This is a genomic window from Streptomyces sp. NPDC030798 (assembly GCF_055572275.1).
Window position 1 is genome coordinate 637,149 of sequence record NZ_JBVIDR010000001.1, and the last position, 13,598, is coordinate 650,746.

General features: G+C 73.8%; 15 protein-coding genes and 3 pseudogenes. 10 read left to right on the plus strand and 8 right to left on the minus strand.

Annotated features, from left to right (window positions below):
- Positions 1-104 precede the first annotated feature (104 nt).
- Positions 105-1,034 (plus strand): NADP-dependent oxidoreductase, encoded by a 930-nt coding sequence (locus ACZ404_RS02915; protein ID WP_468435495.1) that lies wholly within the window; start codon positions 105-107, stop codon positions 1,032-1,034.
- Between the two features lie 58 nt (positions 1,035-1,092).
- On the opposite strand, the gene ACZ404_RS02920 is transcribed toward ACZ404_RS02915, so the two are convergent.
- From ACZ404_RS02920 to ACZ404_RS02935, 4 genes are read right to left on the minus strand one after another with little or no spacing between them, the layout of a single operon-like run.
- Positions 1,093-1,413, minus strand: a complete 321-nt coding sequence (locus tag ACZ404_RS02920) for a DUF202 domain-containing protein (protein WP_468435496.1) — start codon at positions 1,411-1,413, stop codon at positions 1,093-1,095.
- Entirely contained in the window at positions 1,401-1,793 is a 393-nt protein-coding gene (locus tag ACZ404_RS02925) for a YidH family protein (RefSeq protein ID WP_468435497.1), read from the minus strand. The genes ACZ404_RS02920 and ACZ404_RS02925 overlap by 13 nt, the downstream gene beginning before the upstream one ends.
- Positions 1,794-1,814: 21 nt before the next feature.
- Entirely contained in the window at positions 1,815-2,330 is a 516-nt protein-coding gene (locus ACZ404_RS02930) for an NUDIX domain-containing protein (RefSeq protein WP_468435498.1), read from the minus strand.
- A gap of 36 nt (positions 2,331-2,366) precedes the next feature.
- Entirely contained in the window at positions 2,367-3,260 is an 894-nt protein-coding gene (locus ACZ404_RS02935; protein ID WP_468435499.1) for a DMT family transporter, read from the minus strand.
- 388 nt (positions 3,261-3,648) lie between these two features.
- Between ACZ404_RS02935 and ACZ404_RS02940 the strand changes: the two are divergent.
- The 5 genes and pseudogenes from ACZ404_RS02940 to ACZ404_RS02960 form a co-directional block, all read left to right on the plus strand.
- Positions 3,649-3,930, plus strand: a pseudogene (locus tag ACZ404_RS02940) (hypothetical protein); the annotation flags it as partial.
- Between the two features lie 405 nt (positions 3,931-4,335).
- Positions 4,336-5,067, plus strand: a pseudogene (locus ACZ404_RS02945) (hypothetical protein); the annotation flags it as partial.
- 118 nt (positions 5,068-5,185) lie between these two features.
- Positions 5,186-5,920 (plus strand): molybdopterin-dependent oxidoreductase, encoded by a 735-nt coding sequence (locus ACZ404_RS02950; protein WP_468435500.1) that lies wholly within the window; start codon positions 5,186-5,188, stop codon positions 5,918-5,920.
- On the plus strand, positions 5,904-6,530 hold the full coding sequence (locus ACZ404_RS02955; RefSeq protein WP_468435501.1) for a cytochrome b/b6 domain-containing protein: 627 nt from the start codon (positions 5,904-5,906) through the stop codon (positions 6,528-6,530). The genes ACZ404_RS02950 and ACZ404_RS02955 overlap by 17 nt, the downstream gene beginning before the upstream one ends.
- Positions 6,531-6,708: 178 nt before the next feature.
- A complete protein-coding gene (locus ACZ404_RS02960; protein WP_468435502.1) occupies positions 6,709-6,879 on the plus strand; it encodes a hypothetical protein in 171 nt (56 codons plus the stop codon).
- 152 nt (positions 6,880-7,031) lie between these two features.
- Here the strand turns inward: ACZ404_RS02960 and ACZ404_RS02965 are convergent.
- From ACZ404_RS02965 to ACZ404_RS02975, 3 genes and pseudogenes are all read right to left on the minus strand, one after another.
- Positions 7,032-7,507 (minus strand): annotated as a pseudogene (locus tag ACZ404_RS02965) (SDR family NAD(P)-dependent oxidoreductase).
- Between the two features lie 34 nt (positions 7,508-7,541).
- Positions 7,542-8,939, minus strand: coding sequence for a GntP family permease (locus ACZ404_RS02970; RefSeq protein ID WP_468435503.1), 1,398 nt, complete (start codon positions 8,937-8,939; stop codon positions 7,542-7,544).
- A 37-nt stretch (positions 8,940-8,976) separates the two neighbouring features.
- Entirely contained in the window at positions 8,977-9,495 is a 519-nt protein-coding gene (locus tag ACZ404_RS02975; RefSeq protein WP_468435504.1) for a gluconokinase, read from the minus strand.
- 139 nt (positions 9,496-9,634) lie between these two features.
- Here ACZ404_RS02975 and ACZ404_RS02980 point away from each other — a divergent pair, with 139 nt between their 5' ends.
- Positions 9,635-10,336: a FadR/GntR family transcriptional regulator gene (locus tag ACZ404_RS02980; protein ID WP_468435505.1), complete on the plus strand. Its 702-nt coding sequence runs from the start codon at positions 9,635-9,637 to the stop codon at positions 10,334-10,336.
- Positions 10,337-10,342: 6 nt separating this feature from the next.
- On the opposite strand, the gene ACZ404_RS02985 is transcribed toward ACZ404_RS02980, so the two are convergent.
- Positions 10,343-10,717 (minus strand): YchJ family protein, encoded by a 375-nt coding sequence (locus ACZ404_RS02985; RefSeq protein WP_468435506.1) that lies wholly within the window; start codon positions 10,715-10,717, stop codon positions 10,343-10,345.
- A 116-nt stretch (positions 10,718-10,833) separates the two neighbouring features.
- On the opposite strand from ACZ404_RS02985, the gene ACZ404_RS02990 reads away from it, so the two are divergent.
- From ACZ404_RS02990 to ACZ404_RS03000, 3 genes are read left to right on the plus strand one after another with little or no spacing between them, the layout of a single operon-like run.
- Positions 10,834-11,145, plus strand: a complete 312-nt coding sequence (locus tag ACZ404_RS02990) for a dsRBD fold-containing protein (protein ID WP_468435507.1) — start codon at positions 10,834-10,836, stop codon at positions 11,143-11,145.
- 11 nt (positions 11,146-11,156) lie between these two features.
- Positions 11,157-12,473: a phosphoribosyltransferase family protein gene (locus ACZ404_RS02995; protein ID WP_468435508.1), complete on the plus strand. Its 1,317-nt coding sequence runs from the start codon at positions 11,157-11,159 to the stop codon at positions 12,471-12,473.
- A gap of 9 nt (positions 12,474-12,482) precedes the next feature.
- Positions 12,483-13,595 carry a CapA family protein gene (locus ACZ404_RS03000; protein ID WP_468435509.1) on the plus strand — a complete coding sequence of 371 codons (1,113 nt, stop codon included), beginning with the start codon at positions 12,483-12,485 and terminating at the stop codon, positions 13,593-13,595.
- Positions 13,596-13,598: the final 3 nt, after the last annotated feature.

Genomic DNA, 13,598 nt, shown 5'->3' on the forward strand with positions numbered 1-13,598 from the left:
CGGTTGTGAACGAAGGTTCCGACGACGGACAGGCTGCCACGCGAACGGACCGCCCCGGGGCATCCCGCTTGCGTGGCGCACCACTACACCGGAGGGTCGAGGGCATGAAGGCCATCAGCTACAGCCGCTACGGCGGTCCCGACGTGCTGGAGTACGGCGAGGTGCGCGACCCGAAGGTCGGTCCCGACCAGGTGCTGGTGAAGGTGCGCGCCGCCGCCGTCAACCCGGTCGACTGGAAGTGCCGTGAGGGCTACCTCGACTCCCTGCTGGACGCCGTCTTCCCGGTGATCCCCGGCTGGGACGTCAGCGGGGTCGTCGTACGGCCCGGCGCCGCGGTGACCGAGTTCTCCGCCGGCGACGAGGTGATCGGGTACGTCCGGGAGGACTTCCTGTCCCGGGGCACCTTCGCGGAGTACGTCGCCGCGCCCGTGCGCACGCTGGCCCGCAAACCGCGCAACCTGTCCTTCGAGGAGGCCGCCGGCCTGCCCCTGGCCGGCCTGACCGCCTATCAGGTGCTCAAGGCGCTGGAGGTCGAGCGCGGCGAGACCCTCCTGGTGCACGCGGCGGCCGGCGGCGTCGGCTCCCTGGCCGTCCAGATCGGCGCCCACCTCGGCGCCCGGGTCATCGGCACGGCCAGCGAACGCAACCACGACTTCGTCCGCGGCCTCGGCGGCGAGCCGGTCACCTACGGCGACGGCCTGGCCGAACGCGTGCGCGGACTGGCCGCGGAGGGCGTGGACGCGGTCTTCGACACCATCGGCGGCGACACGCTGAAGGCCTCCGCCAACCTGCTCGCCCCCGGGGGCCGCCTGGCCTCCATCGCCGACCCCGAGGTGGTCGGCTTCGGCGGCCGCTACTGCTTCGTCCGCCCCGACGCCGAGGACCTGACGTACCTGTCCGAGCTGGCGGAACAGGGGGCGCTGTCCGTGAACGTCGAGGAGACCTTCCCGCTGGAATGCGCGGCCGACGCCCACCGGCTGAACCAGGAGGGCCGCACCCGCGGCAAGATCGTGGTGACGGTGGACGGGTCGTAGTGGCTTCCGCTCGGATCAGGCCGGACCCCGCGAGCCCGGCATGATCCAGGCGAGAGGCCTAGAGGACGAGCGCGGTCGCGCACACCGCCAGGGCCACCGCGCACAGCGCCGCGGCCGTCGCGGAGCGAGGGGTGAGCGCGGGGGGCCGGGGTGCGCAGGACAGGGCGCGGATCCGGTGGTGGGCCACCAGCAGGAAGCACAGCCACAGGGCACAGCACAGCGCGCACACCACGAACCCGAGGGCCGACGGGCCGCCGTGCAGCGCGGTCCGCACCGCGAGTACGGCGGCCACGGCGGCCGACAGCGTCGTACGGCGCCAGGCCAGCCGGGTGCGCTCCGGCTGCAGCCCCGGATCCCGGTCCGCGCTCACCCCTCCCATCCGGCCAGCACCACCACGACCATCACGACGGCCACCACCGCGACCACCACACCGAGCAGCGCCGGGAACCGGGACGCCGGCAGGTCCTCGCCCCGCCGCATCGCCCGCTCGCAGCGCACCCAGTGGTTCACCGCGCGCAGCGAGCACAGCACCCCGGCGCCGAGCAGCGCGAGCGCGAGACCGACCCGCCACGCCCAGCGCAGGTCGGGCAGGAACTGGTCCACCGCGAAGCCGCCGCCGATCAGCGCGAGGGCGGTGCGCAACCAGGCCAGGAAGGTGCGCTCGTTGGCCAGCGAGAACCGGTAGTCGGGGGTGCCGCCCTCCTGTCGTACCTGCTCAGGGGCGAACCACAGCCGGACGTTGCGCACGAACTCGCTCACGCGCACGACCCTACCGGGGTGTCAGCGGGCCGCCCGGAACGACCGCAGCCGCTCGTACGCCGCCAGCCCGTCCGGCACCCACTCCCAGTCGCCGAGCCGCCGCTCCACCTCCTCGTCGGCGAGGAAGTCGTACCACTGGACCTCCTCCGCCTGCGGCCGCACCGGGAGCCGGCAGCGCACCTCGTACACCGCCGACCACCAGCTCTTCCCTGCGCCGTCGTCGTACAGGAACTTGAAGAGGTACGCGGGGCGGGGCAGGCCCGTGACGCCCAGCTCCTCCTCCGCCTCGCGCAGCGCCGCCGCGTCGTAGGACTCGCCGGCCCCGACGACTCCGCCGACGAACATGTCGTACCGGGAGGGGAACACCAGTTTGGTGGCGGTGCGGCGGTGCACGAAGAGCCGGCCGGCCGGGTCCCGGGCCTCGATGAAGACGCACCGGTGGCGCAGGCCCCGGGCGTACGCCTCGCCGCGCGCCACCCGGTCGACGACCCGGTCGTGCTCGTCGACGATGTCGAGGATCTCCTCAGCAGGGTTCATGACCGTATCCAAGCAAAACCCGAAGGCCCGGCGCGGTCAGCGGCGCTGGAGGTCGCGGGCCTGCTGCGGCTCGGTCGGGCCGCAGGGCATCGCCGGGTGCAGGCCGAGCAGCACGATGCCCGCGACGATCGCCGCGAGACCGGCCGCCTCCCAGGCCAGTGCGCCGGTGTCGGTGCGCAGCCGGTCCCCGAGGAAACCCACCCCGCACAGGATGCCGGCGAGCGGCTCGGCGGCGGTGAGCGCCGGCAGTGACATCCGCAGCGGCGCCGTCTCGAAGGCGCTCTGCACCAGCAGCAGCCCGGTGACCCCGCACGCCAGCACGCCGTAGGGCTGCCAGCCGGTGAACAGTTCGCCGAACCCGCCCTCGGCGAAGCGGGTGCCGCTCACCCGGGTCAGCGCGTCCTGCACGCCGTAGAGCAGCCCGGCCGCGGTGGCCAGCAGCACCGGGCCCCAGCTCAGCCGGGAGCGTTTGCCGTACGTGGTCAGCACCAGGGCCGCGCCGACCATCGCGCCGATGATGAGCCAGTGGCGCAGCGGGTCGGTGACCGCGCTGCCGCCGCGCGGCTGGCCCGCCAGGATGAAGGTGCTCACCCCGCCGGCGAGCAGCGCGAGACCGGCCCAGCCCTGCCGGCCCAGGGGCTGTCTGGTCTGATGCCGGGACAGGGCGAGGGCGAACAGCAGGTTCGTCGCGAGCAGCGGCTCGACCAGGGAGATCTCGCCCTTGCCGAGCGCCATCGCGCCCAACACCATGCCCGCCACCATCAGTCCGAGGCCGCCGAGCCAGCGCGGCACCCGCACCAGGTCGAGCAGCAGCCGGAAGGACAGGAAGTCGCTGAGCGGAGCCTTCTGGGCGGCGTTCTGCTGGAGCACGAATCCGAAGCCCAGGCAGCACGCGGCACTCACGGAGAGGAGGAGAACCAGAACGGACACGCTGCGTACCTCGATCATCCGGCCGGGTCACGGGTGCGTAAGGGCCGACTGTAGCGCTCCCGGGACGGCATTGCCCCGGTGAGTACCCGGAACCGGGCAGTCGACTCGGCCCGGTTGGCGCACCGGACCCCGGCAGGGGGTTGGAAACGGCGGCGGGCCGCCCGGTCATGGTCCGCCGCCCGGTCGCCCGGCGCCATGGCGTACGCCACAGACAGCCGCCGGATTCCCGCACGAGGTGGTACGGGCGAGAGAGGGCCCTCTCGTCTCAAGTTCTCTCTTCCGGAAGGTGATTGAAGTCAGTAACACCTCGGTTCCGCTTGACGCAAACGTTGGCTGAGGGTTTGCTGTGCGTGGTCGGCCGATGACAGCCCGAGAAACAGGAAGTCCGGTGCCCTCCCTCCCGTCTCTGCTCGGCACGCGCCGGGCCCCCACGGAGTCCTCCGGCGACACCGCCCCGGAGGCCGTCGCCGACGCGCCCGACGAGGCCCTCGGTGACGTCGAACTCCTCGCCGCGCGAGCCGCGTTGGCGCAGGGCCGATGGCAGGCCGCGCGCTCGTTGCTGCTGCACACCGGCGACGACTGGGACCGCCGCGCCCACCGCATCACCGTGCTCGCCGCGCAGCCGTACGCCGCCGCGTGGGCCCGCGACTGGCTGCTGGCGGAACCGGAACCGGAACCGGGGCCCGGGTCCGGGCGCGTTGCGGGGTTCGAGCCGGGGTCCGGGTCCGGTCCGGCTTCGGGGCTCGAACCCGGGTCCCCGTCCGGTCCGGCTCCGGGGTCCGAGCCCGCGTCCGCGTCCGGGCCGGCTTCAGGGTCCGCGTCCGAGCCGGGGTCCGGTTGCGGGTCCGCGTCCGGGACGGCTTCAGGGTCCGCGTCCGAGCCGGGGTCCGGGTGCGGGTCCGCGTCCGGGCCGGCTTCAGGGTCCGCGTCCGAGCCGGGGCCCGGTTCCGCGTCCGCCTCGGGGCCGGCTCAGGGGTCCGCGTCCCGGCCGGGGCCCGGGGCCGGGTCGGAGCCGGGGTGCGGTTCCGCGTCCGCGTCCGGGCCGGCTTCGGGGTCCGCGTCCCGGCCAGGGTCCTGGTTGGCGTCGGAGCCGGGGTTCGGTTCCGGGGCCGGCGACGCCGCCACGCTGTACGCCCACGCCCTGGTCCAGCGCGCCTTACGCGGCAAGGAGGACCCCGGCCGGGCCCGCGAGGCCTGCCGTACCGCCGCCGCGCTCGTCCCCGCCGACCCCACTCCCTGGCTCGGACTGCTCCTGCTGGCGCGCGCCCTGGGCCCGGAGTGCGAGGTGCTGCGGGTCTTCGCCGAGGTCCGCGCGCGCCACCCCGAGCACCATCACGCCCACCATCTGCTGGTCGCCCGTCTGGCCGAGCGGCCGCACGGCGGCCCGGCGGAGTCGCACGAGGTGTACGACCTCGCCGAGCGGACCGCCGCCGACGCCCCCGCCGACTCCCCGCTGGCCGTGCTGCCGGTGGTCGCCTACGCCGAGCGCTACCGCGCCCTGGCCGCCGCCGGCCTCGCCCCCGCCGACCCGGCCGGCACCCGGCACTGGTCCGGTCCGCGGGCCCGCCGGATCCTGCGCGCGGCCTTCGACTGGTGGCTGGAGTGGGAGCACGACGAGCACCCCCGCCGCCACCTCGACCTCAACCACCTGGCCTTCGCGATGTCCTGCGCCGGCCGCCCGGCCGAGGCGGCCGCCCTGTTCCGGCGGATCGGCCGCCACGTCACCGTCGCCCCCTGGTCCTACCCGCACCGCGACCCGCACCGGGCCTTCCGCGCCGCCCGGGCCCGCGCCTTCGGGTGCGACTGAGACATCCGCGCCGTCCAGCCGTACCCGGAGGCGGGAACCGCGTAAGAACTCATTACGGAATCCTGACCGGCGACCGCATGGCCTGGCTCCGCAGGGCCCCGAGTGCTCGAATGAATACGTGAACTCTGAACCGACCGAGGAACCCGAGGCGCACGGCAGGCCGATCGGCCGCCGCGTGTTCCTCGGCACGCTCGGCCTGGGCGCCCTCGGCGTCGCCGCCGCGCCCGTGCTGCAACGCGGCCTGGAGGGCTTCCTCGGCGGCGTCTCCGGCAGCGACCCCACGGGCCTGACCGGCCTGCTGCCCAACGGCGGCGGCTTCCGCTACTACTCCGTCGCCGCCTCCGTCCCGCACCGGGGCCCCGCCGACTACCGGCTCGCCGTCGGCGGTCTGGTCGACCACCCGCACACCTACACCCTCGCCGACCTGCGCGCCCTGCCGCAGACCCGGCTGGTCAAGGACGTCCAGTGCGTCACCGGCTGGCGGGTGCCGGGCACCCCGTTCGAGGGCGTACGGCTGTCCCACCTGCTGGACGCGGCGGGCGTCCGGTCCTCCGCCAAGGCCGTCCGCTTCACCTGCTTCGACGGCACCTACACCGAGAGCCTCACCCTCGACCAGGCCCGCCGCGCGGACGTCCTGGTCGCTCTGCGCATGCAGGACAAGGACATCGGCCACGACCACGGCGGCCCGGTGCGCCTCTATGTCGCCCCCATGTACTTCTACAAGTCGGCCAAGTGGCTCTCCGGCATCACCGTGACCGACCGCGTCCAGCCGGGCTACTGGGAGCACCTCGGCTACGACGTCGACGCCTGGGTCGGCCGCTCGAACGGACGCACCGATGAGCCTACGAGCTGAGACCCCGGCGCCGCCGAGCGCCCGCGTCCGCCGATTCGGCCACGCCCAGCGGTGGGTGCACCGGGCGACGGCCGCGCTGATGGGGGTGTGCGTGGTGACGGCGGCCTGCCTCTACATCCCCCAGCTCGCGGTGCTCGTCGGCCGCCGGGAACTGGTCGTCCGCGTCCACGAGTGCGCCGGGCTCGCGCTGCCCGTCCCGGTCCTGCTCGGCCTGGCCTCCCGCGGCTTCCGCGCCGACCTGCGCTTCCTCAACCGCTTCGGCCCGCACGACCGGATGTGGCTGCTCGCCGCGCTGCAACGCGACAAGCGGCGCTCCTCCCGGCCGGCGGGCAAGTTCAACGCCGGCCAGAAGGTCTACGCGGCCTGGATCGCCGGCGCCACGCTGGTGATGCTCGGCACCGGCCTGATGATGTGGTTCACCCATCTCACGCCGCTGATGTGGCGCACCTCGGCCACCTTCGTCCACGACTGGCTGGCCCTGACCATCGGCGTCGTCCTGGCGGGCCACATCGGCATGGCCCTGGGCGACCCGGAGGCCAGGCGGGGCCTGCGGACGGGGTCGGTGAGCAGGGAGTGGGCGAAACGGGAGCACCCCTTGTGGCGCCCCTGACGGCACTTGGCCCCCGCGTGGCCCGCCGTCCCGGGACCGGCGGGCCGACGCCGCACTGGGCGCCGACGCGGGGTACCCGGAACCTACGCTGCCGCCGCGCGAAATGGAACCCCCGATTCCTGTTGACCCTCGGACGTGCACCGACGCACCCTGAACGCCACGCACAAGGGAGCACAGCATGAGCCGAGCCACCACCACGCACCGCGTCGTCGAGTACTGGACGGACAAGGACACCCACGTGATCCTCCCCGTCCAGCGCAGCGAAGAGGTCGACCGCATGAGCGACGCACAGGTGATCGCGACCTACGGAGACCCCGAGGACGGCACCGTCGTGCGCATCGCTCACTAGGGCCTCTCGTTCGGATCATGCCGGGCTTGCTCCGGAAGAGACCCTGGGCCCCTCCCCGGGCGCCGCTCAACCCGTCAGGTCCAGCAGCACCTTGCACGCCCGGCTCCGGTCGGCGGCCCGCGCGAACGCCGCCTCGGCCTGCCGCACGGGCATCACCGCGTTGATCGGCCCGTAGAACTCGCCCCGGTCCGCCAGGAGTTCCAGCGCGACAGCACCTGTCCGCTCACGAAGTCGGCGGCGGGGGAGGCGAGAAAGAAACCCCGCCCACCAGGTCCTCCGGGCGCCCCGGCGCCCCGCCGGTGTCCGCCTGCGCACCCAGGCCCTGAACTCCTCGTCCGCGACCAGGGGACGGGTCGGTTGACCTGGAGTCGGTGAACTCCAGCAGCGGGGCGCGCAGTTGCATGCCCGCGTCGTTGACGAGGGTGTCGAGCGGGCCCACCCGCTCCTCGACCTCCGCGATCCCGGAGGCCGCGTCGGTCACGTCGAACACCGCTGTCTGCACGTCACCGGGGAGATCCCCGGCCGCCTTCGCCGGCCGCTCGCGGTCGCGCCCGTTGAGCACCACCGTGCAGCCGGCCTCCGCAAGGCCGCGACCGGAGCCGGTCACCAGGGCCGTGCGGCCGCTGATGTCGAAGAGCGGGTGGGCCGTCGTGGCCGTCCCCCTAGATGATCAGTGAGAGGAGCAGGACCAGACCGCCGGCGACCACCGAGATGATCGTCTCCATCACCGACCACGTCTTGACGGTCTGTCCGATGCTCAGCCCGAAGTACTCCTTCACCAGCCAGAAGCCGGCGTCGTTGACATGGCTGAAGAAGAGCGAGCCGGCGCCGATCGCCAGGACCAGCAGGGCGGCGTGAGTGGTGGACATGTCGGCCGCGAGCGGCGCGACCAGACCGGCCGCCGAGACGGTCGCCACCGTCGCCGAGCCGGTGGCCAGCCGGATCGCCACGGCGATCAGCCAGGCCAGCAGCAGGGCCGGGATCGACCAGTCCTTGGAGATCTCCAGGATCATCCGGCCCACGCCGCAGTCGATCAGTGTCTGCTTGAAGCCGCCGCCGGCGCCGACGATCAGCAGGATGCCCGCGATGGGCATCAGGCCCTTCTCGACGGTCTGCTGGATGCGGTCCTTGCTGAAGCCGGCGGGCCGGCCCAGCGTGAAGATGCCGACGATCACGGCGGCGAGCAGTGCGATCAGCGGGGAGCCGACGACGTCGAAGACGCGCTGGGTCATGTTCGCGGGGTCGTCGAGGACGATGTCCACCAGCGCCTTGGCCAGCATCAGCACCACCGGCAGCAGCACCGTGGCGAGCGTCGCCCCGAAGCTCGGGCGGCGCTCCAGCTCCTCCGAGGGGCGCTGCGGGATCATCCGGTCGGGGGCGGGCACGTCCACCCAGCGGGCGGCGACCTTCGAGAACAGCGGCCCGGCGATGATCACCGTCGGTATGGCGACCAGGATGCCGAGCGCGAGGGTGACGCCCAGGTTGGCCTTGACCGCGTCGATCGCCACCAGCGGGCCGGGGTGCGGCGGGATCAGGCCGTGCATCACGGACAGACCGGCCAGCGCGGGGATGCCGATGCGCATCAGGGAGTAGTTGCCGCGCTTGGCGACGATCAGCACGACCGGGATCAGCAGCACGATGCCGACCTCGAAGAACAGCGGCAGACCCACCACGGAGGCGATCAGCACCATCGCCCACGGCATCGCCCGCCCGCCGGCCTTGGCGAGGATCGTGTCCACGATCTGGTCGGCGCCGCCGGAGTCGGCGAGGAGCTTGCCCAGGATCGCCCCGAGCGCGATCAGGACGCCCACGCCGGCCACCGTGGAGCCGAGCCCGGTGGTGAAGCTGGTGATGACCTTGTCGAGCGGTGCCCCGGCGACCGCGCCGAGCACCAGGGAGCCGATGGTCAGGGACAGGAACGCATGGAGTTTGAACTGCGTGATGAGCAGGACGATGACGGCGATGCCCACCAGGACGGCGATGCCGAGCTGGGCGTGGCCGGCCGAGGTGATCGGAGCGGGCGTGTCCGCTGCCAGCATCTCGACGCTGAGTCTGGTCACGGGGTTCCCTTGCAGGTACGGGGGACGGGGGTGGGTGTTACTCGGTGATGCCGGGAAGCGCGTCGAGGGCCTGCACGGCGCGCTCGGTGATCTCCTCCGGGGAGCCGACGACTTCCACGGCGACCCCCGGCTCGTCCGGCTGGAGCGGCTGCAGCGTGGCGAACTGGGAGTCCAGCAGCGCGGGCGGCATGAAGTGACCCTGCCGTTCGGCCATCCGGTCCTCGATCAGCTTCCGGTCGCCCGTGAGGTGCACGAACACGATTCCGGGAGCCGAGGCCCTGAGCCGGTCGCGGTACGACCGCTTCAGCGCCGAGCTGCTGACCACCCCGCCGAGCCCGGCCCGCCCGTGCGCCCAGTGGCCGATGGCGTCCAGCCACGGCCAGCGGTCGGCGTCCTGGAGCGGGACCCCGGCCGACATCTTGTCGATGTTGGCCCGCGGGTGAAAGTCGTCGCCCTCGGCGTAGGGCACGCCCAGCCGGGCGGCGAGCAGCGGACCGATCGTGGTCTTGCCCGTCCCGGAGACGCCCATCACGACGACGACCTGGGGGGTGCGCATGACTGCCTCGCTGTCTTCCTCGACATCCGACGCCGGAGCGGCGTCGCCACACTGAAACCCATTAGTCCGATGAATTCAAGAGACTGTGACTTATAAGTCTGACTTTTTGGGCCCGTGATCCACCCCGTACGCTGAGTGCATGACCACACCGGGCCGGGGGCTGCACGGCCGTGTACTGGACACCCTCGGCCCCGCGATCACGGCGGGCGAGTACCCGCCGGGCAGCGTGCTGCGCACCGACGAGCTGGCACAGCACTTCGAGGTGTCACGCTCCGTGATGCGTGAGGCGGTGCGCGTGCTGGAGTCGATGCACCTGGTCGAGTCCCGCCGCCGGGTGGGCGTGACGGTCCGCCCCAAGTGCGAGTGGAACGTCTACGACCCGCAGGTCATCCGGTGGCGTCTGGCCGGTGCCGACCGCCCGCACCAGCTGCGCTCCCTGACCGTGCTGCGCTCCGCGATCGAACCGGTCGCGGCGGGCCTCGCCGCCCGGCACGCCACGCCCCAGCAGTGCGCCGACCTCACCGAGTGCGCGCTCGGCATGGTGGCCAACTCACGCGGCCACCGGCTCCAGGAGTACCTGGTCCACGACATCGCCTTCCACCGGGTCATCCTCATCGCCTCCGGCAACGAGATGTTCGCCCGGCTCGGCGACGTCGTCGCCGAGGTGCTGGCCGGCCGCACCCATCACGAGGTGATGTTCGAGGACCCCGACCCTGCGGCCGTCACCCTGCACGTCCAGGTCGCCGAGGCGGTACGCGAGGGCGACGGGCCCCGCGCCGAGAAACTCACCCGCGAGATCACCGTCGGCGCCCTCCAGGAGCTGGACATCCTGGCGCCGTAGCCGGCATCACGCCGGGAAGTCCCCGTCGACGTACACCCACGCCCCGTCCACCCGCGCGAACCGGCTGCGCTCGTGCAGCGAACCGCCGCGGTAGGAGGCGCGGAACGTCACGGTGCCCGCGCTGTGGAAGGCCGAGCCGTCGGTGGTGTCCAGGATCTCCAGGCCGGTCCACCGCATCCGCGGATCCAGCTCCAGCCGCTCCGGCCGCGTCCGGGGATGCCAGGTGCGCAGCAGATAGCCCGTGTCCCCCCGGACGAACGCGCTGTAGCGCGAGCGCATCAGCGCCTCGGCGGTGGGCGCGGTCGCCGGGCCCGCGTGGTACCGCCCGCAGCAGGCGTCGTAGGACTCGGTACGGCCGCAGGGGCAGGAACGCGAGGTCATGGGCCCCATTGTGCCCCGCACCAGGGGAGGCGCCGAACGCCGGTGCGGTGCACAGTGGAAGGGGTGACGCACCGGCGCGTCCCGTGGCCTCGCGGCGCGGTGAGGAGGGACGGACGATGACCCGACCCATGAGCGGCCGGCCCCCGTCGGTCAAGGAGTGGCGGCTCGAGCTCTACCTGTCCGAACACGACCCGGACACCACGGCCCGGATCGTCCTGGACACCGGTGACAACGTTCTGGAGAGCCGCGCGGAGGCCCGCCGCAACCCCTACGACATGGCGGTGCCGGAGATCGGCGACGAACTCGCCGCCGGACGCGCCCTGATCGCCATGGGCCGGCGGCTGCTGCGCGCGGCCAACGGCGACATGAAGGCGCTCGGCGCGACCGAGACGGAGAGCCCCGCACCGCTCTGGCTGCCCAGGGAGTGAGGGGGCCCGCCATGCCCTTCACGGACCGGACCGACGCCGGACGGCGGCTTGCCGCACGGCTCGCCCACCTCAGGGGCCAGGACGTCGTGGTGCTCGGTCTCCCCCGGGGCGGGGTGCCGGTCGCCGCGCTGGTCGCCGACGCCCTCGACGCCCCGCTGGACGTCTGCCTGGTCCGCAAGCTGGGCGTGCCCGGCCGACCGGAGCTCGGCATGGGCGCGATCGGCGAGGACGGCGTCCGCGTCATCAACCAGGACGTGCTGCGCGGCACCGGAGTCGGCCCGGCGGACCTGGCGCGGGTCGAGGAACACGAACGCGCCCTCCTGGAACAGCGCGCCGCCCGCTACCGGGGCGAGCGCCGCCCCGTCACGGTCGCCGGCCGCACCGTCGTGGTCGTCGACGACGGCATCGCCACCGGCTCCACCGCGCGGGCCGCCTGCCGCATCGCCCGCGCCCGCGGCGCCGCCCGGATCGTGCTGGCCGCACCCGTCGCACCCCGCTCCTTCGCCGGCCGGCTCGGCGACGACGCCGACGACCTGGTGTGCCTGGAGACCCCCCGGGACTTCTTCGCCATCAGCCAGTTCTACGGCGACTTCACCCAGGTCGACGACGAGGAGGTCACCGCCTGCCTGCACCACGCGGCCGCCCGGCGGCAGCGCCCCGCCGGCCACGGCCACGGCCACGGCCCCGCGGACCGCGAGGTGGAGGTGGCGGCCGGAGCCGTACGGCTGCGCGGACGGCTCACCCTGCCCGAGAACGCCACCGGCGTCGTGGCCTTCGTCCACGGCAGCGGCAGCAGCCGGCACAGCCCCCGCAACCAGTTCGTCGCACGGGGCCTGAACCGGGCCGGACTGGGCACCCTCCTGTTCGACCTGCTGACCGAGGACGAGGAACGCGACCGCGCCAACGTCTTCGACATCGCCCTGCTCGCCGGCCGGCTCTCCGGCGCCACCGCCTGGCTGCGCGAGGAACCCGCCGCCCAGGGGCTCGCCGTCGGCTGGTTCGGCGCCAGCACCGGCGCGGCCGCCGCCCTGTGGGCCGCCGCCGAGCCCGGCACCCGGCCCGCCGCCGTCGTCTCCCGCGGCGGCCGGCCCGACCTCGCCGGACCCCGGCTGCCCGCGGTCACCGCACCCACCCTGCTCGTCGTGGGCGGCGCCGACCGGCTGGTGCTCGAGCTCAACCGGGAGGCGCAGGCGCGCCTGCGCTGCGAGAACCGGCTCGAGGTCGTCCCCGGCGCCACGCACCTGTTCGAGGAGCCCGGCACCCTGGAACGGGTGACCGACCTGGCCCGCGACTGGTTCACCGACCACATGGCGCCCGCGCACGTGTAGGCGGCCGTCATGCGTGCCGGAGCCGTCACCCTGTTCCTCGCCGGCGACGTCATGCTCGGCCGGGGCGTCGACCAGATCCTCCCGCACCCCGGCGACCCGGCCCTGCGCGAGGACTACGTGCGCGACGCCCGCGGCTACGTCGCCCTGGCGGAGGCCGCGAGCGGCCCGATACCCCGGCCGGTCGACCCCGAGTGGCCGTGGGGCGACGCACTGGCGGTCCTCGACCGCGCCGCGCCCGAGGCCCGGGTGATCAACCTGGAGACCGCCGTCACCCAGGACGGAGACTTCGCCCCCGGCAAGGCCGTCCACTACCGCATGCACCCCGCCAACCTGCCCTGCCTCGCCGCCGCCCGCCCCGACGTCTGCACCCTTGCCAACAACCACGTCCTCGACTTCGGACCACCCGGCCTGACCGAGACCCTGGACTCCCTCGCGGCGGCCGGACTGCGCACCGCCGGGGCCGGCCGGGACGCGACCGCCGCATGGCGCCCCGCGGCCGTCCCGCTGCCCGGCGGCGGGCGCGTCCTCGTCTTCTCCTTCGGCATGCCCACCAGCGGCATCCCGCACGACTGGGCCGCCGGCCCCGAGCGGCCCGGGGTCGCCCTGGTCGACGCGCCCACCGCGAGCGCCGCCGCCGCGTTCGCCGACCGGGTCCGGCAGACCGCACGGCCCGGCGACCTCGTCGTCGCCTCCCTGCACTGGGGACCCAACTGGGGCTTCCCCGCCACCCGCACCGAGATCCGCTTCGCCCACGCACTCGTCGACGCCGGCGCGGACGTCGTCCACGGCCACTCCTCCCACCACCCGCGCCCGGCCGAGGTCCACCGGGGCAAGCTCGTCCTGTACGGCTGCGGCGACCTCGTCGACGACTACGAGGGCATCGGCGGCCACGAGCACTACCGCGACGACCTGCGCCTGCTCTACCTGGCCTCCGTCGACCCCGGCACCGGACGGCTGGCCGGCCTGCGCATGGTGCCGCTGCGCGCCCGCTGCATGACCCTGGAGCACGCCACCGACGAGGAGACCGCGTGGCTGGGCGGCGTCCTGGACCGCTACGGCCGTCCGCTCGGCACCCGCACCGCGCACGAGCCCGACGGCACGCTCACGCTGCGGCCCCTGTGACGG